Raw genomic sequence first — 25,353 nt, forward strand, 5'->3', positions numbered from 1 at the left:
TTGCATACTCGTTTTGTAACTAATAAACAGCGATCGGCCCATAAGGACCATTAATAATCTCTATTTTTGTTTCAAAAATATCTGTCAAAAGTGTTGGATCCATAACTTCTTCTACTGTTCCAAAAGCAGCAATTTGTCCATCTTTCATAGCACAAATTTTATCAGAGTATTTGGCTGCAAAATTTATGTCATGCATAACAGTCAAAATTGTTCTTCCAAATTCATTAGCCGCACGTCTCAAATGCTCCATCATTTGAACAGAACGAGCAACATCAAGGTTATTCAGCGGCTCGTCCAAAAGTACATATTCAGTCTCTTGGCACAATACCATCGCTACATATGCCCTTTGTCTTTGACCACCAGAAAGCTCATCTAAATATCTATTCTCTAAACTAGTTAAATCTAAGAAATCGATATATTTAGAAATGATAACCTCATCTTCTTTAGTCAATCTTCCCTTTGAATAAGGAAAGCGTCCAAATCCAACTAATTGTCTAACTGTAAGCCTAGTTACAAAATGATTTTCTTGTCGCAATATAGTCAAAACTTTTGCTAAGTCTTTCGATTTAGATTCAGAAACATCCATATTTGCTACCTGAATTTGACCTTCATCCATATCTAAAAGTCTGCCAATCATCAAAAGTGTCGTTGACTTTCCAGCACCATTTGGTCCAATTAAAGAAGTAAAGCCTGCTTTTGGTATTTCAATATCCAAAGGTCCTATTTTTACCTTATCAGTATAGAACTTTTTAACATTATCAATTTTTATCATAAAGCCCTCTTCCTTAAAACTATAGTTAAGAATATGATTCCACCAAATAATTCAATAATAACTGAAACTACACCTTGAGCATGGAATACATGATACATTAAAAAGTATGCACTCGTCATTATTAAAAATCCTATGGCAAAAGCCATTGGGAAAATATATCTATGATCATAAGTTGACGCCGCTTGATAACTCAAAGTCGCTACTAAAAAGCCGTAGAAAGTAAGTGGCCCAATTAGAGCTGTTGAAATAGACATCAAAATAGCTACTAATACAAGCGTATAAATTACACTAGGTTGATATTTAACTCCAAAAGAAGTAGCAACATCCTTTCCTAGTGACAAAACATTCAAATTCTTAGAATGAGCAAAAATTAATACTGCTACAATTATGATCATAGGAATTACAATAGGAAAATATGCAGGATCTGCATGATTAACAGAACCAAATAATCTTGCTTGTAAAATATCAAATTCTGAAGGCGCAAGTAGTTTTCTCATGAAAGTTGACACAGAATTTAGCCCGGTACCAATAATAATTCCAACTAAAAGCATAAGTTGTAAATTCCCGTATTTACCGGAAAGTAACCATCCATAAAGTATCAAACTCATGAAGACCATAACAACAACTTGGAATAAAAATGAGCCAATTCCATTAAAATTTATTAATGCACTAGCACCAAAGAAGAATATTGTACTCGTATGAATTGCTGAATAAAGTGATTCGAAACCTAAAAGCGATGGAGTAATAATTTTATTATTCGTAATAGATTGGAAAGCAACTGTCGACAAGCTATGGCAAACTGCAGCGATAATCATTGCAACAATAGCTACTATCCTTCTCTTAACAACTGGGATAAAAGAAGGTGAATCTATCGGAACTGGATTGTTATAAACTAAAAGTCCATATGAAGAAAGAAGACCTAAAGCAATCAATGTTATCAGTAAAATCCAATAACGTCTTGCTTCCTTCTTAGACCGAAAAGCACTAGCTGATCTACTTTCATTGTGAAGGCTAGAATCGATTTCGACATTTTCTTTTTTTCTATATTCTAATGTGATCATCGTAGCCTCCTTGGTTTTCTTTTTCTCAATAAAATAGTAATAAACACGACTGCTCCCACTGTTGCAAGTATTAAAGAAACAGGTACTTCAAAAGGCTGTATAATTGTTCGAGAAATGATGTCACAGGCAGTTATTGAACCCATTCCGATCACACAAACCCAAGGTAAATTACTCCTAAGGTCATCACCTCTAAACATGGAAACAATGTTTGGAACAATTAATCCCAAGAAAGGTAAGTGTCCAATAACAGCTGCAACAATTCCAACTGCAACCGAGATAAGAGCAGTCCCAAAAAGAACAATTCTATTGTAATTAACTCCAAGGCTCGTTGCGACATCTTCTCCTAGTCCAGCTAAAGTCAATCTGTTAGCATACATAAAAATAAGAAAAGTAATGATAACAATCAGCCATAAATATTCATATCTTCCGACCTGAACGTTAGCAAATGAACCGACAAACCAAGTTTCAATACTTTGCGTCTTTTGAAAAAGGAGTCCTAAAAAAGTAGACACTGCAGAAATAACTGCTCCAAGCATCAATCCAATAATCGGGACAATTAAAGACGAACGAAGCTTAACTCTTCTTAAAAATAAAAAGAAAATCATAGTTCCTATAAAAGAAAAAATGATTGCACCAGTCATTCTTTGAACTAAAGTCGGGGCAGGAAATAGTAAATACACAAAAAGCAGGCCTAAGCCTGACCATTCAATCGTCCCCGTTGTAGTAGGTTCAACAAAACGATTCTGTGTAATGAGTTGCATGACGAGCCCTGCCATTGCCATCGCAGCTCCAGTAAGCATTAATGCAACCGTTCTCGGAACACGAGTGATGAAAAACATCTCCATTCCGTCCTCTTGTCCACGTATATCATAAACTCCAGTAAACAGTGATATAATCCCTAAAATTATAACAACTATAACTGCTATTATAAAAGGTTTTGTCCATATTTTATTTTGATTATAAAACTGGGGTTGAGAAATATTCTCAACCCTAGAAATCATATTTTTTGACACTGTTTCGTACCCCTTTACACTACTTAGCTAAAGTTTTTGCCATATTTCCAAATAACTCTATATAAGTTTGAATTGATTCATTTGTGTAAGTATCTTCTGGTGCATAAATAACTTGTTTTTTAGAAACAGCAGTTGTGTTTTGAAGAGCAGGTGATTTAGAAATAACATCCTTAGCAGGTGTTGACTTAGCTGCATCAGATGTTGCAGCATCACGATCTAATACGAAAAGCCAATCAGGATTTGTTTGTGCGATAGCTTCAACAGAAACGTCATCACCTTTATGACCTGCAGTAGAATTCGAAACTTCTAATGCTGGAGTCCAACCGAAAATTTCATACATAGGTCCCCAAACGCGACCAGAGTGAGGAGCTGCAAAGCCAATATTCCCACCAGTAACGATAACACTCATAACTTTATCTTTTCCGTTATAAGCAGATTTTGCTTTTTCAATAGATTTATCAAAATCAGCTACTAATTGTTTAGCTTCTTTATCTTTAGCAAAGATTTTTCCTAAAGTAGTTGTAGAATCTTTAAGTCCTTTTACTAAGTTTTCTCCAGGCTTAGTAGCCTTCTCAGAAACATCAAAATTAAGATCAATAACAGCTGCATTTGGTACTAATTTTTTGATTTCTTCGTAATGGTCAGCAAATCTTTGACCAACAATTACAAGGTCAGGGTTTGCCGCTGCAATAATTTCAAGATTTGGTTCACGGTGATTCCCAATATTTTGAACTTTTTCATCCTTTTTATATGCTGAATCAGCAGGCATAATATCCTTTGGAGCAGCCGCTAATTTAATTCCCCAATCAGCTAAAGTTTCAAAAGTTCTATTATCTAAAGCAACTACATTCTTTGGATTTACAGGAACAGTAACTTTTCCATGCGCATCAGTGATTTCAACCGTTTTTGGCTTATCACTACCATTATCTTTATTATTAGCCTTCGAAGTTTCTTTACCTGAATCTGAGCAAGCTACTAACATTAATGTGAAAATTGCTAGAATACTTACTAATTTTAAAAGCATAGTTTTTTTCATACGTATACTCCTTATTATGTAATTTAGTTCGAAAATGATAAAGTTCATAGATTAAATTAGATAGTAACTTTTATGCATCTAAATTGCTATTGATAATCATTTTCATTTGAACGTCCTGATAATAAGTATAGTCATTAATTCTGTGAAAATCTTGTGAATGGTGTGAGTTAATAAAATTAAAAATAAATTTGATACGGTCTCAACTAATGCGCAGCAGATCCATCCCCCACACCTTATAAAACATGGTTTCTACTGCAAAAAATGACCATTTCCTGATAGCAATCTTCTTTTTATAGTTTCTGTCTTTTCATATTTCACAGAAACTACTTTATTATCTTATTTTTATCATTCAACCATTGAATAGCCTCTGCCATGTATCGTTTGAATATATCTGTCTTTCTTCTCACATTTTAATTTTTTTCTTACATACCCAATATATAAGTCTACTACATTTGGATTTACGACTACGTTATGTCCCCAAACTTGGTTCAAAAGCATTTCACGGCTCAATATTGTATTTTTATTCTTGATTAAAAATGCAAGTAAATCGTACTCACGCTTCGTAAGCGAGAGATTTTTACCACCTTTTTTCACAATATTGCTAGATGCATCAACAAAGAGATCTTTAAACTGATAAAAGGTTATCTCATTTTGCTGGTTACAGTCACTTCTCCTTAAAATAGCTTGAACCCTTGCTACTAATTCTTCTTTCGCAAATGGTTTTCTTATATAATCATCTGCTCCTGCTTGTAACCCTGCTACGCAATCCTCGATAGAAACATTGTCGGTCACAATAATGATCGGTGTCGTTTTAACCAATCTTATTTGTCTACAAATTTCTGGTCCAGATATGCTTAATGAATCCCAATCTAATATGATAATATCCCAATCTTGTTCATATATTATATTTAAACCTTCGTTTTCATTGTGAAGTTTTAAAATGAAATGGCCTTCTTCCGTTAAACCGCTTACGATTTTCTTTGCTAAAGACCGTTCATTTTTAATTACTAACACCTGCCTCACCGATGGTTCACCTCTACTTCAATATCACTTAGTTAGATAAAAAATTATCTCCAAAAATAATTTAAGATTTATAAGTATTAAACTCCTAAAAAAAGTCATTATAACAGCTTATTAGGAGAACTCTATATAATCTTACAATAGATACGGATAAAAACACAAAGTATATGAAGATTTGAATAAAATGTTTTTAATAACACCTCACCGACCAGGATTTTAAAGGCCGCCCTGCGAATAATAGGATAAAAGAAAACATAACAAAAGCACTTATCTATAGATAAGTGCTTTTGTTATGTTTTTGCGATCGCATGATATTGATTCCCTTTAGGAAAGTGTATTGTCACTTTTGTATATTCATTCTCTTTCGATTCAATAGAAATATCATACCCTAATTTATGAGACAATCGTTTCGCTAAATATAATCCTAATCCCGTTGATTTCGTATGAACTCGCCCATTCACTCCTGTAAATCCACGCTCAAATACTCGTCCAATGTCTTCAAGTTTAATACCAATTCCATTATCTTGAATAATAAGACGCTTTTCCGCTTTGTCTTCTTCCCCAATAAACTTAATTTCTCCATGCGAATCAGTATACTTCAATGCATTTGCCACAATCTGATCGACAATAAAAGATAGCCATTTTGTATCACTCTCTACTAGAAGTTGTAAGTTTGTACGTTCAAATTGAATGCGCTTTGAAATAAATGACTTAGCATATTTTTTCATACTAGTACCCGTAATCGCCTCGAGAGAAACTTCTTGAATGAAATAATCTTTTGAAAAAGAATCAAGCCGTGAATAGTATAAAGCTTGTTCAACAAAGTGATCTATTTTTCCTAACTCATCCTCTAATTTATCAATTAAAATATCTGCCGGTTTGCCACTGCGCATCAATAGTTGACTAGCAGCAATCGGTATTTTAACTTCATGAATCCACGACATAATAAAATCATGATATTCTTTCTTTTCCTCGTGCAATACGTACATTTGCTCTTGTTGCTCTAAGTACAGTTTTTTTAATATATCCGTATATAGTTCCTGTTCATATGTATGTGGATTTGGGATAGCAATCACTGTATCCTGCTCTAAATAAAGAGCAATATGAAGTTCTTTATAAAATCTTTTATGATAAAAATACCCGATTATAAGATAGATAAGAATAAAAATTGCACTTACAACATTGATATATATAAGATTTGCTTTTGTATTACTTAATCCCTCACTTAAATAAATCATGGTAGAAATAAATAACATAATCAAAAAGTACAGAAGCATAAAATAACGGCGTTCTTTTATGTAACGAAAAATACTCATGTAATAATGTAACCTTGCCCTTTCTTCGTATGGATAAACTCCTCTTTTCCAAGTTCGGCAAGCTTCTTCCTTACACGAGCTACGTTTACTGTTAATGTATTATCATCAACAAAACTTTCATTTTCCCAGAGTTTACGCATAATATTATCTCGACTTACAATCGATCCTATATTCTGCATTAATATCTGTAAAATTTTAAACTCATTTTTTGTTAATTCCAATATTTGATTATGATAGGTTACTTCCCCGCTCTGTAAATTTAATACGACACCTTCATATTCAACAACATTTGTTTCAGTTTGTGTATAAGAATATGTACGTCTCATAAGAGCCTGAATTTTAGCCACTAAAACATCTGTATAAAATGGTTTCTGTACAAAATCATCTCCACCCATATTCATGGCCATTACCATATCCATAGGATTATCACGAGATGACAAGAAAATAATTGGTACTTTTGATACTTCTCGAATTTTTCTACACCAATAAAATCCATCAAAATAAGGAAGATTAATATCAAGTAAAACAAGTTGCGGAGATTGAGCCAAAAAATCATTTAAAATATGTTCAAAGTTTGTACTCGCCCATACTTCAAATCCCCATTTCCCTAACTCATCGGCCACCGTTTCACGAATGGTTGGTTCATCTTCAACTAATAAAATTTTCATAAAAAGTTTGCCTCCTAGCACTATTTTAACCTTACAAGTTTGTAAGGTTTGAATTATAATTTGTAAGGTTGTCCTATGGTTTAGGGTATAAAATTACCATACAATAAGCTTATCATACAATAGAGGAGGGTCCATATTGAACCCCGTATTACAGGCAAAACACGTAAGGAAGGTCTTTAGTAATAGAGGCAGCATATTTACTGCCCTCCATGATATTGATCTCACAATTTTTGAAGGTGAATTCGTTGGCATAATGGGTCCATCTGGATCTGGAAAATCTACTTTATTAAATGTATTATCGACGATTGATATACCAACCACAGGAGAAATTATTGTTGATGGAAGAAATATTATAAAAATGAAAGATGAACAACTTACTGCATTCCGTAGTGACACATTAGGCTTTATTTTTCAGGACTACAATTTACTTGATACGTTAACGATAAAGGATAATATACTTCTACCACTTGCTTTAAGAAATATGAATGCACACGAAATTGATGTACGTGTAGATGAAGTTGCAACAATGTTTGGCATTCAAGAATTGCTAAATAAATATCCGTATCAAATTTCTGGTGGACAACAGCAGCGTACTGCAGCAGCGAGAGCTATTATAGGAAAACCAAAATTAATTTTAGCTGATGAACCTACAGGTGCACTAGATTCTAAATCAGCAGTTGATTTACTACAAATCCTACAAGTGTTAAATAAAAAACAACTTGCCACCATTTTGATGGTTACGCATGATCCCTTTGTGGCAAGTTATTGCAAACGCATCCTCTTTATTAAAGATGGAAAACTTTTCACAGAACTTGTAAAGGGCGAGATGCCACAGGAAGAATTTTTCCAAAAACTATTACATATTCTTTCTGCTCTTGGAGGTAGCGGTCATGACACCATTTAGTATCATCAAAAGAAACTTACAAAGAAACCTAAAAAATTATGTACTATACTTTGCATCTATGATACTTAGTATTGTCATTTATTTCATTTTTGTATCGCTACAATATAACGGTTATATCGTAGAGCAAACGAGTACAACCAAAGGGATTGCAGATGTTTTTAAAGCTTCTTCTGTTATTCTAATCATTTTTGTAGCAATATTCATTTCGTATTCAAATTCATTTTTCACAAAGAGAAGAAAAAAAGAAATTGCATTATACTCCTTACTAGGTGTTCGAAAACGTCAAATTGGTGCCATGTTATTTTATGAAAATCTCATCATAGGAATTATTGCACTCATTATAGGAATGAGCATCGGAGCTTTACTCTCAAAGGTGTTTTCCATGTTACTTTTAAAAATAATGCAATTATCAACTGCTATTTCGTTTTCTATTTCTCTACAAGCAATCATGCATACCATACTCGTATTTACCGTTATTATTTTAATAACATCTTTTCAAGGTTATAGCATAATTTATAAGTTTAAATTAATTGAATTACTTCAGGCTGAAAGACAAGATGAGCTCATTCCAAAAGGATCTATATGGACCGCTTTATTAGGAATTATTTTAGTTATCTCTTCTTACTGGTTCGCACTTCAACCTTTTCTCTCTTCTATATGGATAGACCATAAGATACGGAATATGTGTATTATTTTAGGTGGTTCTACAATCGGTACATATTTCATATTTCGTTCTTTTACCGTTTTTTTATTACTTGGCTTACAGAAGAATAAAACACGCTATTACCGTGGGATTAATGTGGTTAGTGTATCTCAACTATTAGCACGCATTCAATCAAACGCCAAAACACTAACTGCCATTGCACTATTAAGCGCAGTCACACTGTGTGGAATTGGTGCTTCTTATAGTATGTATTATAAAAATAAAGTAATGATTGATAAAACAGAACCGTTTAGTTTTATGTATGTAAAAACAGATTCACAGATAGATCAGCAAATTGAAAATACAATAAGAAACTCTAATCATACAATAAAAGAGAAAATTGCTATCCCTTTAATAAAAATAAAAGCAGACTTACAGGTGAATGGCATCTTGCCAGTCGATTTTGAAAGAAATCCTAAAGAATTAAATTTATTATCGGAGAGTACATTCAATACCCTAGCCGATAAAACGAATAAGGATATAAAAGTATCACTTCAAAATTTAGAAGCGGTTGCTCTTGATGCAAATAAGAGTAATACGTTTCAAACTGAATATAAAAATGGCAAAACAAAACTGCATCTTTCAGGTAATGATTATTCATTGCAATTTGTAGGGAAAATTCAAGATAATATACTAAATGACTCATTACATGAATTCACTATCGTAGTGACCGACAAAGTTTTTTCTGATATTACAAAAAAACAAGAACCCTATATGCTACAAGCATATAAAGTATCCGATGACAAAAATACTAAGGAGTTAACAAAAGCACTGCAAATACTCCTTCCTAAAGACATCAATTTAATATCTAAATACAACGCTTATACAGGTGTTGTAGAAGCCACAGGATTAGTCATCTTCGCTGGTGTATTTTTAGGGCTTGTCTTTTTAGCTGCAACTGGAAGCATCATTTACTTTAAACAATTAACAGAAGCAACTATAGATCAAGATAAATATATTATTTTACGTAAACTGGGTGTAAGTAAGCAAACCATCTTTAAATCGATTGCAAAACAAATAGCCTTCATATTTATTCTGCCACTTACTATCGGTAGCTTGCATAGTATTGTCGCTTTAAATGCACTTTCTAATACACTTGGCATAGATATTTTCATTCCAGTTTTAACTACCATAGTCGCATATACATTGATTTATTTTGCTTACTATATACTGACAGTAAAATCCTACAATAACATTGTGAGTAAATAAAAAAAGCATCTCAACAGATGCTTTTTTATTTACTCTTTTTAAAAGTTATCACATTATACGTTTTACTCATTTTCTCATAGAATAAACGCTTATCTCGTTTGAAAATATGCAATGCAAAATGCAATAAGATTAAACCATTAAAAATAAAGAATAGTAAAAGGAAAATTATCTCTAATTGCTCATTTAATACTCTAGAAGCAATTAAAATATAATTGATACCACCAATCCCATAATATAACAGGCCATAGCGTTTACATAATTCAATGAATGTAATTCTCTCTCCTTGCCCTTTTACTCTAAAATGAAGAATCCATTTCCCAATTGTTTTCCCATTTGTGAAATAAGGAAAAACAATAAAATAAACGAATATCCAAACGAAGACAAGTAAAAGTTCGTCCAATTTTTCAGCAGGGTTAAATATAAATGCCACGGAAACTTTAACATTGAATATTAAAGAAGTCACAATCCCAATAACAAACCAATCCATCCAAAGAGCAAGGAAGCGTCGTGTCATACGAACTGGTTTATTTTCAAGATCAACTTTTTCATCCATCGCATGTACATCTGGTAGGAAATAAGTAAATATTGGTGCAATCATATATCCTGCAAATCCACCAAGCGTATTTAAGAATAAATCATCAACATCAAATAAACGATATGGACAATTATATAATCCATAGAATCCAGTTAATTGTGTAACTTCGAAGAATAACGAAACAAGAAATGTAATAATAACAGTTTGTAACAGATTACGACGGAAATAATATCGTAAATAAACGCCTAATGGTAACAATAAAAGAAAGTTAAATGCCACCTGTAAAAATGCACGCTCTTTCAAAATTCCAATGTATGACATTGGATTCGCAAAATTCACCTTTGTTTCTCTCAAGATGTCCATGATTGAAGTAAAAGGTGTTATTTGATAATGCTGTGTTCCTGGACGTTGCATACTACACGTATCAAACGTTGCCGGAAACGGTAAAATAATTAAATAATAGGCCGCCATTGAAAATAATAATAAAGAGTACAAAACAAACATACGTAAATAATTAATATACCCATGCTTGCGATACTGCCAAATTAAAAAAGGAATTAATAAAATAAAACCAGCGATTGGAAATGTAATTATCGCCGTCTTAATCGGGAATAAATAAGCACCCAAGTTCTTCACCTCCAAAATATACAACATTCGCTATTATAACAAATTTTTCTTTTTATGCCATTTTCAGTTTTATTTGTTTTTTCATTCAATTAATTTAATTTTCAAGTGAACTTATTACTCATCAAAAAGACTCTAAAGAATTACCAGTAATTCTTTAGAGTCTTTATTTGTTTTTTCATTCAATTAATTTAATTTTCAAGTGAACTTATTACTCATCAAAAAGACTCTAAAGAATTACTACTTACCAGTAATTCTTTAGAGTCTTTTTATGTACATAAAAAATCTCTACATGCAGGTTCCTTACAAAAATGTAAGATTCCAGTTAGATACATCGATGTTTGCAACTTTTAATCACTTGTAAACTAACAATAGTTAATCAAGCAATACTGGAGGGTTAATCTGTTATCGTCGCAGATTTAATACATGTACTAAAAATCATAATAGAAAGGATGTATGAATTATGAATGCAATAAAACAAAGTTTACCTCAAAAGAATCGAATTGTTGATTTAGATGTCATACGAGGTTTTGCCTTAATTGGCATTTTCTTAGTGAATATATCAATGTTTTTTAACGAAGCTGATGTATCCAATACTACTTTACCAGATGATAAATGGATTAACATTTTTGTAACCGGAAAGTTTTATGCCATTTTCTCACTACTATTTGGAGCTGGATCAGCCCTATTTTTAGCTCGAGCAAAAGCAAAAGGTCAACCATATTTTATCTATATACGCCGTATGATCATACTAGCAGTAATTGGTTTATTACATGCTAGTGTTTGGGGAGGAGATGTCTTAATTTCTTACGCCATTGTCGGGTTACTATTATTAAGTCTTCATAAAGTTCCTGGCCGATTATTGTTAGTAATTTCTTTAAGCTTACATGTAATGGGCATAATCGTAAGTATAATATCCTACGATTATATATTTCAGTTAAAGTCGAACATACCTCCATTTCTTGATGCTCTTCAAATATTAACTATGATAACTTCATTTTTAATCTATTTTATAGAAGGGTATTCACTAATGAAGTTGGATGTTCTTACTAAATTAAAACAACGCCCAAAACTTCATAAATTGCTCATTATTATGTTTAGTATTGTTTCTATTACTGGGGTTACTGTACAAATGCTAACACCAAGTGCAAAGCTATCTTTTATATTACTAAACATTTTACAACCATTTCTCACAATAACTTATATTTTAATCCTTGTAGCTCTGTTGAAAAGTACAGTAGGAAGCACTGTATTAAAACCATTACAAGCTTATGGGAGAATGGGAATGAGTAATTATTTAGGACAGACCTTTATTGGAATGTTCATTTTACCAATAACTCTAAGCGTATTTTCACCAGCAATCGCTATGGTGAGTATGTGTTTCCTAACATGGATTTTTCAAATCGTGATTAGTAATGTTTGGTTAAAATATTTTAATTTTGGACCTGTAGAATGGATCTGGCGTTGCTTAACTTATTGGAACTTAATGCCTATCCGAAAAAAATAATAATAAGAAATAACATATAGGAGGATATAAAAATGCAAAGACCTGTTGTAGACGTAAAAAATGTTCAGAAAGTATATGGTAAAAAAGGTGAAAATCAGTCATATGCCTTAAAAGGTGTATCATTTTCAATTCGAGAAGGTGAATTTGTAGGAATTATGGGGCCATCTGGTTCAGGAAAAACAACATTATTAAATGTAATTTCTACATTAGATCATGCAACAGACGGAAAAGTTGAAATTGCAGGTACGGATATTACAAAAATGAAGCAAGGCGCACTCTCTGATTTCCGTTCCAAAAAATTAGGATTTATTTTTCAAGACTTTAACCTTTTAGAAAATTTATCAATCTATGAAAATATTGCATTGCCACTTTCCCTGCAAGGTGTTCCTTCTCGAAAAATTGGACCAAAAGTAACAAAAGTAGCAGAGATGTTAGGAATTTCAGCAATTCTTCAAAAGTATCCTTCAGAAGTATCCGGTGGCCAAAAACAACGTTCTGCCGCTGCACGTGCACTCGTTCATGAGCCCGCGATTATTTTAGGAGATGAACCAACTGGAGCACTTGATTCTAAAAATGCAACTAGCCTTTTAGATGCAATGAAAAGTCTCAATGAAGAACAAAATGTTTCAATTATGATGGTTACTCATGATCCATTTAGCGCAAGTTACTGCCAGCGCATTTTGTTCATTCAAGATGGAGAGCTGTATAGAGAACTACATCGTACAACAAACCGCGAAATGTTTTATAAAGAAATTTTAAATGTACTTGCTGATTTAGGTACACAAAAAGCATAAGAAAGGAATTTTACAACATGTTACTCAAACTTTCGATGTCAGGACTAAAAAGTAAAATAAGAGATTACATTGTCTTATTAATTGGACTTGTTATGTCCATTTCTATCTTTTATATGTTCCAAACACTAGCGATGAATGATTCATTTATTAAAGCAAATGCAATGGTTAGCACTATTGGAATCATCTTTCAAATAGGTTCATTTTTATTAGCGACTATCACCTTCTTCTACATCTTATATGCGAATTCATTTTTACTGTCATTAAGGCAAAAAGAGTTCGGTATGTATATGATGTTAGGTGCGAAAAAATATAAAATTACAATGCTCATGTTTATAGAAACTTTAGCTATCGGTATCACTTCACTTATTATTGGGATTGGAATCGGTATTGGACTTTCTAAAGGAATTGGACAACTTCTCATGAAAGAGTTAGAGTTTGCTTCCGATGGATACCATGCTCTTTATATTCCATCTATTCGTGTAACAGTAATATTTTTCTTCATTCTGTTTTTCTTAGCTGCCATTATGAATACAGCGAAACTATCTCGCATTACAATATTACAACTGGTTCATTCTGAGGTGAAAACAGACAAACCTTCAGTAAAAGGAATCAAAACTTTCTTTGTATCAGTAATTGGTACTGGTTCATTAGCAATTGGATATAAAGCGTTAATAAACATAGAAACTTTATCATTTGCTGGATTTCCTATCGCTACAGTAGCAACGACATTAGGAACATATCTTATTTTCATCTCTTTATTACCGCTAACTATGAAATTACTCAAAAAAATTAAGCCATTAAATGAAAAAGGATTAAACTCTTTTACTTTCGCTCAATTAACCTTCCGAGTAAATGATTTAACGAAAGTATTAGCAACTGTAGCAATGTTAATTGCACTTGCAGTTGGGGCAATTGCTGGCGGAATGGCTTTTAAAAACAATATTAGCCTAGCTACTGATATTTCTTACCTATATGATGTAGCAATTCACAACCCAACAGCAGATGAGAAAAAAGTATTAAAAAAGATCAAATTTGAAGAACAAGCGGATTATCGCTACAAAGTTGACCAGCAATTTGTTTACTACTTGAAAGAAGACTTAGAAAAGGATCGACCTCTCGTTCAAATTGGATTTGAGCAAAAGAAAATCGGTAAAGTAGAAAGAACTACAAGTGAACTTCCAGTCGGAGCAATTGTAAAGAAAGGTCAAAATGATACAATTGACGGTCTTACTCTTTCTGAAGAATGGAAGAATGTATTCAAAGAAATACAGCCTGAATACTTATACAAACAACAACATATAAAAATTGTAGATCAAAAGATGTACAATCAAATAAAAACAGCAGAACAATATGTTGTAATTGGAAAAACTAATGATTATGCAACGTATAAGAAAGAATGGAAAGAACTTGATCAATTACAATTAGCAAAATATAAGGATATAACTAAGGATCAGTTGAATAGTAAATTTAGCTTTTACGAATTTATGTACACTTTCACAAGTGGTACAGTCTTTATGGGCTTCTTCTTAGGAATTGCTTTCTTAGCTATGATGGCAAGTTGTTTAATGTTCAAAATTCTATCTGGTGCAACAAAAGATACAAAGCGCTATCAAATGTTGCGTAAAATAGGAGTACGTCGCGAGCTATTAGCGAGGTCAATCTATAAGGAGTTATTGTTAGTATTCTTATTCCCAGCTACCATTGGCATCTCTCATGTAATTGTCGGTATGAATCTGTTCTCCGTCATCGTGGTTGACCCATACTTCCGTATTTGGATCCCACTGGCAATTTTCGCAGTGATCTATACTGTTTATTATTTAATTACAATTCAATTGTATAAAGGGATTGTACTTCCGAAAGAAAGATAATAAAAAGCTGGTGACATGCTGTCATCAGCTTTTTTATATCCCATATTAATCATTTATCCACTATACTAATATATGCACTTGATTCTATTTTAAATTTCAACAACTGATTGAATAAACGAAAGGAGCTATTTTATTGCAGCATGTGAAACAACTACTAAGAAATTCTCTATATTTTTTCTTCAGCAAACAAATCATAAAATTTTCTGCCTATAACTTAAGAAAAAAAACAAATGCATTTATTCTTATTGCTATTTATATGTATATAGGAACAAAAATTATTTCTGTTCTCTTTAACCTCAAGGGATCTTATGGGCTATGGCTCGTTAATATTAGCTGGCTTATGGTCATGTTACTTTATCTATATTTCGCTAAAAACATTTACTTTGAAATGAAACAAGAACATCAAAAGGTAAAAGAATTAAATTTCTTTTCTCTCTTTGACTCCCATAAAGAATTACCTTATCGTAGATACATTTACAAATGCTATACAAAAATATTGTACAGCTTGCTTATCGCTGCATCGAGCTTCAATAGCTTATTACAAATTAATACATCCATCTCATCGTCTTTTTCAGACTTATTCTCTAATGTGATGCAAATGATTTTACTTCTAAGTGCAGTAACAGTAACTAGCCTTTATCTTGCACTACAATGGACAAATATATTAATGACCATATTATTAATACTCTCTTCAGTAATCACTGGAGCAATAATAAGTACTAGCTTATTATCAACAATAGGTAGTTTAACTCATTTTGACCTTTTAGATAACTTCTCTATCATCTTAACAATTTTCATCGGAATTATTGTCCAAATGGGAATTGTATGGATACGACCTCCTTATCAACTCAGTCGTACAGAAAATGCTTTTTTCATATCCAATTCAATGATTGCAACAACACTATTATTGCTCGTTATTTTTATTCAAGATGTTTCTGTACTAATTGGTGGGGAAACGAATTTTAATATGAATGATTTTAAAACAAATTTAGAAAAGAAAGCTCAATTAGCTTTATTACCTTATACAATTGGGGCAACCATTAATTTTATGTATATAAAGTTAAAATCTAATCGTATCGCCCAAAAAGCAGAAAAGAATATGTTAGAGGTTATTTATTTGTTAGAAGAAAATGATATCAATTACCTTTCTCCTACACAAAAACAGACAATAGTTACTAAAATCAAGAAATGCGTTTATTACGGTGGAACATCATTCCGCTTACTTCTCCTTACAAATCCAGAAACGAAACAATTCATTAAAAAAATGAAGTTAGATGAGAGAACTTCCTAAAATCATCTACTTAAGACCCCGGCTATTCTTTCAATAGAATAGCCTTTTTTCATACTTCTGTAAGATTCCTTACAATACTGTAAGCCAATCGTTAGTTACTTCGATGTTTCCAATCTTACATTTTATATAAACTAAAAGTAGATAATCAATCAACAATAAAAACATTTTTAAAGGAGCGAATTCTCATGAAAGAAAACCAAGACTTATTATTTAACCAAATCGTTACTGTTTCTTGCTTAGGCGGTTTCATTTTACTAACTGGTGTTGCTGCTGTTATTAAAATCGCTCAACAACTTTTCATATAATATACACTTTTACTTTCATTGCAATTATAAATTATCAAATCACTTAAAGGAGCGAATTCTCATAACCAAAACCTATTATTTAAACAAATCGCTACTATTTCTGACTTAGGCGCATCCAATTTAATCACCGGTTTTGCCTCCTTTTTCTCTATACATTTTCATATAATATACACTTTTACTTTCATTGCAATTATAAATTATCAAATCACTTAAAGGAGCGAATTCTCATGAAAGAAAACCAAAACTTATTATTTAACCAAATCGTTACTATTTCTTGCTTAGGCGGTTCCATTTTACTAACTGGTGTTGCTGCTATTATTAAAATCGCTCAACAACTTTTCATATAATATACACTTTTACTTTCATTGCAATTATAAATTATTAACTCACTTAAAGGAGCGAATTCTCATGAAAGAAAACCAAGACTTATTATTCAACCAAATTGTTACTGTTTCTTGCTTAGGCGGTTTCGTTTTACTATCTGGTGTTGCTGCTGTTATTAAAATCGCTCAACAACTTTTCATGTAATATATCTTCATTACTACTTTAAATTTAAAATCATTCAAGATGATTAAAAATCACTTTTTATATAGATAGATTTCAAAATAGGGGTTCCTTACAAAAGTGTAAGTTTCCAGTTAGATACATCGATGTTTGCACACATTTATTCCTTGTAAACTAATAATTAGTTAGTCCAGTTTAAATACACAAATAACTTATAGAGGAGTTTTTATATGAAAAAATTACTTGCTTCATGCGCTACTCTTGCACTATTCGCTAGCTTTGCGGTAGGGTGTGATGTATCTTCTCCAAGCAAAATTGGTACAGAAGAATACTACGTTCAAATCCAAGGTGAAGGTGAGATCAAAGATAATAAACGTGTCTATACTTTACCTACTTATGGTGAAGATGGAGACGAAAAAAAAGTTACTTTCACTAGTCAAAAACCAAATAATGAAAAAATGAAAGAAAATGCATTTTTACGCCTTTACATTAAACAAGAGGACGAAAAGAAAACAGATATACCAGACACAGAAGTTAAATCTTATGAAGAAGTACAAAAATCAGATTTACCTGCAAAAACAAAAGAAAAATTAGGTGTAAAATAATAAATAATTATTAAAAACAAATAAAAGGAGTATCTCTTGTTAGGCAAGAGATACTCCTTTTATTTTTGGAACCATAAGCTTGCCGCTAAAGGAAGCGTATCTTTGCCGTTGATTAATTATTAACTCAAAAACTTGCCGTGAATGTTATAACGAGACAAATAAAAAATACCTATTATCAGCATGAGGCATTTAACCTTATCATTTTATTCATTAGAACTTTTATAAGACAAGTTCTATAATAGAAGTAGGGTAAAAAGTGACAAAAAAGTTTTTTAAATTAAAATAAAGTTGTTTGAAAAATAACAAATTTATTAAAAAATGAAAGTCATTCTATTCAATAATTGGGCTATATCCATTGAATAATGGGTTAAACTAGTAGTTGACCTCGTAGTTTATTGTCTGCTATATTTATAAAAACACTAAAAGGATAGGTGAAGAAGTTCGGCATAGCAGAAGTTTGATTTTCGCGAACTTTGTTATGACTGGAAAAGAGTAAATAAATCAATTTGAAGCAAACTGAAATACGCATTTTTATGTGTTTATTCGGTATGCCCATTTGATTTTTTACTCTACGGACTTATTCTCTTTTTTAACCGCAGAGTAAAGCTCTGCGGTTTTTTGTGTTTAAAAATTTTTAGGAGGAAGTTTTTATGAATAATTTATTAAATCAATTGCAGGTACCTTCACGATTCGAACAAACTGATAATGTTTTTTGGCAAGATCCTTATATTGCTAAAAAATTATTAGAAGCTCATTTAAGCCCTGATACTGAAGGAGCTAGTAGGAGTTTTCCGTTTATTGATAAATCTATTGATTTTATCCAACAAATAGCTCCAAAAAAATCTTATCAAAAAGTATTAGACTTAGGTTGTGGTCCAGGTCTTTATAGTGAGCGATTAGCTAGAAAAGGTTATACGGTAACAGGGATAGACTTCTCTGAAAACTCAATTCGTTATGCTAAAGAACAAGCAAAAAAGTTAGATTATAATATTAAATATCGCTATGAAAATTATTTGGAATTAAATGATTCAAATATCTATGACTTGGCCCTATTGATATATTGTGATTATGGTGCTCTTGCGCCTGAAAATCGTAGTAAATTACTTTTCAACATTTGGAACAGTCTGAAGAAAGGTGGAAAGTTGTTATTGGATGTTTTCTCTCAAAATAAATTTGATCAGTTCAAGGAAGAACAATATTGGAGTATTAATGAAAATGGTGGTTTCTGGTCAAAGGATTGCTATGTAGCTATCGGCAGAAATCTTAAATATCCTGATAGAGTAACATTAGAACAAACAACAGTGGTAACCGATAATAAAATAGAAACTTATAACATTTGGTATCAATTCTTCACAAAAGAATTATTCATCGAAGAGGTAACTGCTGTAGGGTTTACTGTAAAAGAAATTTACGATGATGTTTCTGGTGAAACTGGCAACGGAGGAAGTCAAACTATAGCCTTATTGTTAGAAAAATAAGATTAAATTGAACAAAGAGAAAGAAATATATGTTATCACTTTTTTCAAAAAGTAATATTTTTTCTTTTCAACAAACAGCAGCTATTGTTGAATAAAACTTAGATTTTTAAATGACTTTATAATTACACTTTTTAGTGTAATGAAATATCTTACTTTAAACACTACAGAAACAACTATATTTTTAACCCCGTCCTAAATTTAGAACGGGGTTATGCTTGTTTGAGCTTTTAAAATTTAATAACTTTATTATCATCTTACATTTCTGCAATGGGTCAAAATTTAAAATTATAAATGGAGGGAATTAAAGAATAAAAACCATGATATAGTAACCCCTTATAGATAATGAATAGCCTTTATTTAAAAGCTACATTAAAAATATTCTTCAAATCCCGGAAGCATAAGTTTGCCGCAAATAAAAAGAACCATAACCTTGCCAGAACGGAAAAGTTATGGTTCAAATCACATAAAATGTGACTTTACCCATAAAGTTGCCGCTAAAGGAAGCATATCTTTGCCGGAAATCACATGTTTTTGAGGAGATTTAGTTGATTATTTAAGGAAAAAGGAAACATACCTTCGCCGTGGATTAATTATTAACCCATAAGCTTGCCATGAATGCTGTTGGTTTGTAATAAAGTTTGATCAAAAGCATGCTAAAAAAATTGATTTTTCAATAGAAAAAACCAAATATTTTGAAAAAAGTTTGATCAAAATTCTTGGGTTATTTGTTGCTAGTGAATAATTTTTCATAAAAAAGTTTAATCATTTTTCTACCTGTGTTTGCTCAACAATCGCGCCCAATTGCGATATTATTAAATTGTTACCCTTTTTCCCTTTTCGGCCAAATAAAATTGCTTATGGCAATCAAAAGATCGATACCTAACACAAGTGTCCATACTTTTAGAAAGCCAGCCAACACTTCTGTTCGAGAAGAATCGTTAATGAAATAGATTAAGACAAATAAAATTCCGGCACCTATTAGAAAAGCAAGCACATGTTGTCCCCAGCTTTTAAAGTAGTGTTTCGCATAATCAATGCCAAATCTTTTAACTGGTTTCGCTCCTTGTTTCATCACATAATATTGAAAGCGTATATCAGCCCACTCAATCATACTCCTACCGAATGCGATTGAGATTCCAATATAAACAGCAGCTATTGCATGCACTTGGGTAGCAGTCGCACCACGATACAAGTCTACACCCGTAACAACTAATAAAATTAAATCAATAACAGGTGTTAAAGCTAGGAAAAACAATCCTAATTTATTTTTCTTAAGGATATATCGTGTGAACAGACCTAAAGTTATAACAACCCAAAACCCTATTTCACAAGCAACGATCAACCATGCAATTACATTCACCCCAACCCCTCCTTGTACAACGCACGCAATTACTCGCTTTTCCTTAACAGTACCACAATATGGCCCTTTAGTGGAGTAACTTTATTGCCGCTCAACAGTTCCTTAATCCGTCTTTCAGTTCAGATCTTCTTTTCACTAAAAATATTCTTCAAATCCTGGAAGCATAAGTTTGCCGCAAACAAAAAGAACCATAAGCTTGCCGAAACGGCAAACTTATGGTTCATATCACAATAAAATAAAAAAACCACCAAATATGTATTGGTGGAGACGGTGGGAGTCGAACCCACGTCCAAAAATATCGGCACTTAAGCTTCTACGAGTGTAGTCGATATATTAGCATTTCGCGAACTCTTCGGCCTATCGACAGGCTTCCAAGTTGCTAGTCTGGTTGTTCTCTTCCTTTGTCCTCAGACGGCGAACTCCGGCGTAGTCCACTTAGTTTGAGTCCCTTACCCTACCACATGGACGATGGAGGGAGGAACCTTTAGTGCAATTAAGCAGCTAAAGAAAGATTGTTTTGTTTGCCAATTATAGGCTTTGACGTTTTAACGAGGCCGATCCCCTCGACTCGCAACCTAAGCTCGAACTATCCCTGTCGAATCCGTAACGTCCCCATGATAAAAATGGAGCATACGAAGAAAATATCGTGATAGCTACTAAGAGCTGTTTTTCAATGTGCAACAACCTTACATAAGTTATTATATCATACGCGCGCCGTTTTACAAATGTAAATATCTGTATTACATCTTTTGACGATCACGGAACGCGCGTGCAATTTCACGTTTAGCTTCTTTCTCTTTTAAATCGTGACGTTTATCGTATTGCTTCTTACCTTTTGCTAAACCAAGTGCCATTTTTGCAAATCCATTTTTTAAATAGATTCTAACTGGAACTAGTGCATATCCTGTTTCTTTTGAAGCACCCATTAACTTCTCGATTTCTTTTTTATGAAGAAGTAACTTTCTCGTGCGAAGCGGATCATGGTTGAAACGATTCCCTTGCTCGTATGTACTAATATGCATATTATGAACCCATACTTCACCATTATGTACACGTGCAAACGCATCTTTCAAGTTTACGCGTCCAGCGCGAATCGATTTAATTTCCGTTCCTTGAAGGACAAGCCCTGCTTCGTATGTTTCTTCGATGAAATAATCATGAAATGCTTTTTTATTTTGTGCAATAACCTTACCTGAACCTTTTGGCATATAACGTCCCTCCTCTATTTTTACTATTGTAACAAATGTTACTAAAAAGCGAAAGTGGCTCGCTCTCAAGCCACCAATAAAAAAAGAAAAAGCCCCGCTTTTCATCAAAGCGAAGCCATCTTTTTCTTACTTACGCTTTTTCTTTTTCTTCTTGAATCCTGGTACATTTTCGAAGAATGCTTTTTTCTTCTTGCCGTTACCATCTTTTTTCCCTGACTGGCTAGCAGACGTAGATGTGGATGCGGATGCAGATCCTCTTCCTTTGCCTGTGCTTTTACCTTTGCCACCACGGTCAAATTTTCTTCCTGTGCCACGTTCTCCGCCGCGCTCATTACTACGCTCGCTACGTCCACCGCGTTTCTTTCTGCCTGTTCTTGGCTGTTCGATAACGACTGGGCGATCTTTGAACTTACGACGAGGCGTACCTTTCATGCCAACGATTTCAAAGTCGATTGCACGCTCATCTTTGTTTACGTTAATAACGCGAATTGTAATTTCGTCACCAATGCGGAATACGTTTCCTGTACGTTCTCCGATCATAGCGAAATGTTGCTCGTCATAACGGTAGTAATCATCCGTTAAATAACTAACGTGTACAAGACCTTCAATTGTATTTGGAAGCTCTACGAATAAACCGAAGTTTGTTACAGAGCTAATCATACCGTCATACTCTTCACCGATCTTATCAACCATATACTCTGCTTTTTTCATCTCATCTGTTTCACGCTCTGCTTCAACAGCACGGCGTTCCATATTAGAAGAGTGTTCTGCAATCTCAGGTAATTTTTCACGCCATTTTGCTTGCGTTTCATTGTCGACTTTACCGTTAATGATGTATTCACGAATTAATCGATGAACGATTGTATCTGGGTAACGACGAATTGGTGATGTGAAATGTGTGTAGAACTCAGTTGATAAACCGAAATGTCCTAAGCTATCCGCATCGTAACGAGCTTGCTTCATGGAACGAAGCATTACTGTTGAAATGACTACTTCTTCAGGCTGTCCTTGAACCATTTCAAGAATTTGTTGCAGCGCACGAGGATGTACTTCATTCGCACGTCCTTTTACCGCATATCCAAAGTTCGTTACAAACTCGAAGAAACGCTCTAGCTTATCTTCTTTCGGATCTTCATGGACACGGTACATGAATGGTACGTTCATCCAGTGGAAGTGCTCTGCTACTGTTTCATTCGCAACAAGCATAAATTCTTCAATTAACTTCTCTGATACAGAACGATCGCGCATGACAACATCTGTCGGTTTTCCTTCTTCATCTACTAATACTTTCGCTTCTTTAAAGTCAAAGTCAATTGCACCGCGGCGCATACGTTTTTCACGTAAAATTTGTGCTAATTGGCCCATCTCTTTAAACATCGGTACTAATGGCTCATAACGCTTAATTAACTCTTCGTCCTCATCTTCTAAAATGCTTCTTACGTCAGCATACGTCATACGCTCTGTCGTTTTAATCACACTTTGGAAAATCTCATGCTTTACAACGTCACCTAAATTGTTAATTTCCATTTCACAAGATAACGTCAGACGGTCTACTTTCGGATTTAATGAACAAATACCGTTAGATAGACGATGTGGAATCATCGGAATTACACGGTCAACAAGATACACACTCGTCGCTCTTTCCGCTGCTTCTACATCAATTGGAGAACCTTCTTGAACGTAATGACTTACATCCGCGATGTGAACGCCAAGCTTGTAGTTACCGTTCTCAAGCTTCGTTACTGTAACAGCGTCATCTAAATCTTTCGCATCTGCACCATCAATCGTTACGATCATTTGATCACGTAAATCACGGCGATCTTTTAAATCTTCTTCTGAAATCGTTTCTGGTACACTGTTTGCATGCTCCATCACTTCTTCAGGGAATGCTAAAGGTAAATGATGTTTATGAATGACAGATAAAATATCTACTCCTGGATCATTTTTATGACCTAGAATTTGAATAACTTCACCTTCTGCACTTAAACGGTTTTCTGGGTAGCTCGTAATTTTCACAACTACCTTATGACCTTCTACAGCACCCATTGATGCACTTTTCAAGATAAAGATATCACTCGTCCAGCGCTTATTGTCAGGTATAACGAACCCAAAGTTTTTCGATTCTGTATATGTACCAACTAGTTCTTTCGTTCCACGCTCTAAAATGCGTACAATTGAACCTTCTTGACGTGAACCGCTTGATTGAGAACTAAGGCGTGCTAATACTGTATCGCCATGAAGTGCACCGTTTAATTCTGTAGGTGGGATGAAAAGATCATCGTCTCCCGTTTTCTTCTCGTCTGGTACAACGAATGCAAAGCCACGTGCATGTCCAATTAACTTACCACGTACTAAATTCATCTTTTCAGGAAGACCGTAACGGTTGCTACGAGTACGAATAACAAGTCCCTTCTCTTCCATCGTTACAAGTGCCTTTACAAAATCTTTAAAGCCCTCAGAACCTTCAATTCCAAATGCCTCTTCTAACTCTTGTATCGTTAGCGGTTTATACGCTTCTTCTCTCATAAATAATAACAACTTATCAATATGTTCTTGTGTGATTTCTTCCAAGCAAAAATACCTCCTTTAAAACCTTATATTATTTAGTGTATCCGAAAGATAGGGGATGTATAAAGCGAAACTTCAATACTCCCCTTATGATTTTTACAGTTTTCACAAAAAATTCCTTATGAAAAAAAGAGGCAACTAGATCTTACCAATCTAGTTGCTCCAAGAAGTTATATACATCCTCATGTAGCTCGTCACGTTGCTTATCAAGTGTAATGACATGCGTAGAGTCTTCATACCATTTAATTTCTTTTAACGTAGATTCTACACCGTTATAAATAATGTTAGCACTATCTGTATTAATCATTTCATCATGACGTGCTTGTACAACAAATGTTGGTGCATAAATCATATCTACATTGTTACGTACGTCAGCAATTAATTGTTGTAATGCTTTTAATGTATTCATCGGTGTCTGTTGGAATTCCAACATTTCTTGTTCAATTTGCTCTGGTGATTTTTGCTCACGCTTTTTATATTCGCGGGCATATGCCAATATACCTTGGTACATCGTTTCTTCACTCTTAATATACATTGGTGCACACATTGGTACTACACCTAAAACCGGTACTGTATAACCTAATTTTAAAGAAAATACGCCGCCAAGTGACAATCCAACAACAGCAATTTTCTCAAAGCCTTTATCTTTTAAAAGCTGATATGCCTCTGTTACATCTTGCCACCAGTCTTCAGGGCCTGTATGAACAAGCTCTTCTGGTGGTACACCGTGCCCTTTATAAATTGGCGCATGACAAGTGTAGCCTTTCTTCTCTAAGAAACGCCCTAACATACGTACATCAGCTGAGTTTCCTGTGAAACCATGTAGTAATAAAACAGCGCGGTCTCCACCCTCAAATGTAAATGGTTTCGGAGATGCTAATTTCATCATGTACTTCTCCTCTTTCTCTTCTGTAATCTAGTCGTATTCTTTCTATATCTTAGTGTACCATATTTATATTTCTATAATCTAATTAGAAACATCTTTCAAATGGCAAAATAAAAAA

At 33.4% G+C, this 25,353-nt stretch carries 22 protein-coding genes and 1 other RNA gene; 10 read left to right on the forward strand and 13 right to left on the reverse strand.

All coding sequences use genetic code 11. From position 1 onward, the window contains the following. Positions 1-19: 19 nt before the first annotated feature. From DN390_RS01335 to DN390_RS01365, 7 genes are all read right to left on the reverse strand, one after another. Positions 20-772, reverse strand: a complete 753-nt coding sequence (locus DN390_RS01335; protein ID WP_000590070.1) for an iron ABC transporter ATP-binding protein — start codon at positions 770-772, stop codon at positions 20-22. After that, a complete protein-coding gene (locus tag DN390_RS01340) occupies positions 769-1,833 on the reverse strand; it encodes an iron chelate uptake ABC transporter family permease subunit (RefSeq protein ID WP_147806414.1) in 1,065 nt (354 codons plus the stop codon). The genes DN390_RS01335 and DN390_RS01340 overlap by 4 nt, the downstream gene beginning before the upstream one ends. Beyond that, positions 1,830-2,846, reverse strand: a complete 1,017-nt coding sequence (locus tag DN390_RS01345) for an ABC transporter permease (protein WP_147806415.1) — start codon at positions 2,844-2,846, stop codon at positions 1,830-1,832. Before DN390_RS01345 ends, DN390_RS01340 begins: the two co-directional genes overlap by 4 nt. 19 nt (positions 2,847-2,865) lie before the next feature. Further along, positions 2,866-3,882, reverse strand: a complete 1,017-nt coding sequence (locus tag DN390_RS01350) for a siderophore ABC transporter substrate-binding protein (RefSeq protein WP_097950777.1) — start codon at positions 3,880-3,882, stop codon at positions 2,866-2,868. A 345-nt stretch (positions 3,883-4,227) separates the two neighbouring features. Then, a complete protein-coding gene (locus DN390_RS01355) occupies positions 4,228-4,905 on the reverse strand; it encodes a response regulator transcription factor (RefSeq protein WP_147806416.1) in 678 nt (225 codons plus the stop codon). A gap of 287 nt (positions 4,906-5,192) precedes the next feature. After that, on the reverse strand, positions 5,193-6,218 hold the full coding sequence (locus DN390_RS01360) for a sensor histidine kinase (RefSeq protein ID WP_147806417.1): 1,026 nt from the start codon (positions 6,216-6,218) through the stop codon (positions 5,193-5,195). After that, complete coding sequence (locus DN390_RS01365; protein ID WP_000698454.1) at positions 6,215-6,886, reverse strand: response regulator transcription factor; 672 nt, start codon at positions 6,884-6,886, stop codon at positions 6,215-6,217. Before DN390_RS01365 ends, DN390_RS01360 begins: the two co-directional genes overlap by 4 nt. A 136-nt stretch (positions 6,887-7,022) precedes the next feature. Here DN390_RS01365 and DN390_RS01370 point away from each other — a divergent pair, with 136 nt between their 5' ends. Both DN390_RS01370 and DN390_RS01375 read left to right on the forward strand, forming a co-directional pair. Beyond that, on the forward strand, positions 7,023-7,790 hold the full coding sequence (locus DN390_RS01370) for an ABC transporter ATP-binding protein (RefSeq protein ID WP_147806418.1): 768 nt from the start codon (positions 7,023-7,025) through the stop codon (positions 7,788-7,790). Continuing rightward, positions 7,777-9,702 (forward strand): FtsX-like permease family protein, encoded by a 1,926-nt coding sequence (locus tag DN390_RS01375; protein ID WP_147806419.1) that lies wholly within the window; start codon positions 7,777-7,779, stop codon positions 9,700-9,702. The genes DN390_RS01370 and DN390_RS01375 overlap by 14 nt, the downstream gene beginning before the upstream one ends. 25 nt (positions 9,703-9,727) lie before the next feature. Here the strand turns inward: DN390_RS01375 and DN390_RS01380 are convergent, their stop codons facing one another. Further along, positions 9,728-10,864, reverse strand: a complete 1,137-nt coding sequence (locus DN390_RS01380; protein WP_147806420.1) for a VanZ family protein — start codon at positions 10,862-10,864, stop codon at positions 9,728-9,730. A gap of 460 nt (positions 10,865-11,324) precedes the next feature. Between DN390_RS01380 and DN390_RS01385 the strand changes: the two genes are divergently transcribed. From DN390_RS01385 to DN390_RS01420, 8 genes are all read left to right on the forward strand, one after another. Then, on the forward strand, positions 11,325-12,368 hold the full coding sequence (locus DN390_RS01385; protein WP_147806421.1) for a DUF418 domain-containing protein: 1,044 nt from the start codon (positions 11,325-11,327) through the stop codon (positions 12,366-12,368). 32 nt (positions 12,369-12,400) lie between these two features. After that, entirely contained in the window at positions 12,401-13,162 is a 762-nt protein-coding gene (locus DN390_RS01390; RefSeq protein ID WP_147806422.1) for an ABC transporter ATP-binding protein, read from the forward strand. Between the two features lie 17 nt (positions 13,163-13,179). Continuing rightward, on the forward strand, positions 13,180-15,030 hold the full coding sequence (locus DN390_RS01395) for an FtsX-like permease family protein (RefSeq protein ID WP_147806423.1): 1,851 nt from the start codon (positions 13,180-13,182) through the stop codon (positions 15,028-15,030). Positions 15,031-15,163: 133 nt separating this feature from the next. Beyond that, positions 15,164-16,321, forward strand: coding sequence for an AcrB/AcrD/AcrF family protein (locus DN390_RS01400; protein WP_147806424.1), 1,158 nt, complete (start codon positions 15,164-15,166; stop codon positions 16,319-16,321). Between the two features lie 185 nt (positions 16,322-16,506). Continuing rightward, complete coding sequence (locus DN390_RS01405; RefSeq protein WP_147806425.1) at positions 16,507-16,626, forward strand: DUF4027 family protein; 120 nt, start codon at positions 16,507-16,509, stop codon at positions 16,624-16,626. Between the two features lie 408 nt (positions 16,627-17,034). Next, positions 17,035-17,154: a DUF4027 family protein gene (locus tag DN390_RS01410; RefSeq protein WP_000662454.1), complete on the forward strand. Its 120-nt coding sequence runs from the start codon at positions 17,035-17,037 to the stop codon at positions 17,152-17,154. A gap of 206 nt (positions 17,155-17,360) precedes the next feature. Then, entirely contained in the window at positions 17,361-17,735 is a 375-nt protein-coding gene (locus tag DN390_RS01415; protein WP_147806426.1) for a YxeA family protein, read from the forward strand. 650 nt (positions 17,736-18,385) lie between these two features. Further along, entirely contained in the window at positions 18,386-19,213 is an 828-nt protein-coding gene (locus DN390_RS01420) for a class I SAM-dependent methyltransferase (protein ID WP_147806427.1), read from the forward strand. Between the two features lie 820 nt (positions 19,214-20,033). On the opposite strand, the gene DN390_RS01425 is transcribed toward DN390_RS01420, so the two are convergent. The 5 genes from DN390_RS01425 to estA all read right to left on the reverse strand — a co-directional run bounded on the left by DN390_RS01425 (position 20,034) and on the right by estA (position 25,235). Next, positions 20,034-20,573, reverse strand: coding sequence for a hypothetical protein (locus tag DN390_RS01425; RefSeq protein WP_147806428.1), 540 nt, complete (start codon positions 20,571-20,573; stop codon positions 20,034-20,036). A 259-nt stretch (positions 20,574-20,832) separates the two neighbouring features. Further along, positions 20,833-21,187: a transfer-messenger RNA gene (gene ssrA / locus DN390_RS01430) on the reverse strand. 126 nt (positions 21,188-21,313) lie between these two features. Beyond that, a complete protein-coding gene (smpB, locus tag DN390_RS01435; RefSeq protein WP_001123906.1) occupies positions 21,314-21,781 on the reverse strand; it encodes an SsrA-binding protein in 468 nt (155 codons plus the stop codon). Between the two features lie 126 nt (positions 21,782-21,907). Beyond that, the gene (gene rnr / locus DN390_RS01440; RefSeq protein ID WP_097950779.1) at positions 21,908-24,352 is read right to left on the reverse strand and encodes a ribonuclease R; all 2,445 of its coding nucleotides are present in this window, start codon (positions 24,350-24,352) and stop codon (positions 21,908-21,910) included. A gap of 142 nt (positions 24,353-24,494) precedes the next feature. Continuing rightward, positions 24,495-25,235, reverse strand: coding sequence for a carboxylesterase (gene estA / locus DN390_RS01445; RefSeq protein ID WP_179955724.1), 741 nt, complete (start codon positions 25,233-25,235; stop codon positions 24,495-24,497). Between the last annotated feature and the right edge of the window lie 118 nt (positions 25,236-25,353).

Origin of the sequence: Bacillus sp. SH7-1, assembly GCF_008042405.1 — a bacterium.
Lineage (GTDB): Bacteria > Bacillota > Bacilli > Bacillales > Bacillaceae_G > Bacillus_A > Bacillus_A thuringiensis_N.

Bases quoted from the DNA above. Each gene is read 5' to 3' on its own strand.
- DN390_RS01335 (WP_000590070.1), bottom strand. From the start codon at position 772: ATGATAAAAATTGATAATGTTAAAAAGTTCTATACTGATAAGGTAAAA.
- DN390_RS01340 (WP_147806414.1), bottom strand. From the start codon at position 1,833: ATGATCACATTAGAATATAGAAAAAAAGAAAATGTCGAAATCGATTCT.
- DN390_RS01350 (WP_097950777.1), bottom strand. From the start codon at position 3,882: ATGAAAAAAACTATGCTTTTAAAATTAGTAAGTATTCTAGCAATTTTC.
- DN390_RS01360 (WP_147806417.1), bottom strand. From the start codon at position 6,218: ATGAGTATTTTTCGTTACATAAAAGAACGCCGTTATTTTATGCTTCTG.
- DN390_RS01365 (WP_000698454.1), bottom strand. From the start codon at position 6,886: ATGAAAATTTTATTAGTTGAAGATGAACCAACCATTCGTGAAACGGTG.
- DN390_RS01375 (WP_147806419.1), top strand. From the start codon at position 7,777: ATGACACCATTTAGTATCATCAAAAGAAACTTACAAAGAAACCTAAAA.
- DN390_RS01385 (WP_147806421.1), top strand. From the start codon at position 11,325: ATGAATGCAATAAAACAAAGTTTACCTCAAAAGAATCGAATTGTTGAT.
- DN390_RS01390 (WP_147806422.1), top strand. From the start codon at position 12,401: ATGCAAAGACCTGTTGTAGACGTAAAAAATGTTCAGAAAGTATATGGT.
- DN390_RS01395 (WP_147806423.1), top strand. From the start codon at position 13,180: ATGTTACTCAAACTTTCGATGTCAGGACTAAAAAGTAAAATAAGAGAT.
- DN390_RS01405 (WP_147806425.1), top strand. From the start codon at position 16,507: ATGAAAGAAAACCAAGACTTATTATTTAACCAAATCGTTACTGTTTCT.
- DN390_RS01410 (WP_000662454.1), top strand. From the start codon at position 17,035: ATGAAAGAAAACCAAGACTTATTATTCAACCAAATTGTTACTGTTTCT.
- DN390_RS01415 (WP_147806426.1), top strand. From the start codon at position 17,361: ATGAAAAAATTACTTGCTTCATGCGCTACTCTTGCACTATTCGCTAGC.
- DN390_RS01420 (WP_147806427.1), top strand. From the start codon at position 18,386: ATGAATAATTTATTAAATCAATTGCAGGTACCTTCACGATTCGAACAA.
- smpB (WP_001123906.1), bottom strand. From the start codon at position 21,781: ATGCCAAAAGGTTCAGGTAAGGTTATTGCACAAAATAAAAAAGCATTT.
- estA (WP_179955724.1), bottom strand. From the start codon at position 25,235: ATGAAATTAGCATCTCCGAAACCATTTACATTTGAGGGTGGAGACCGC.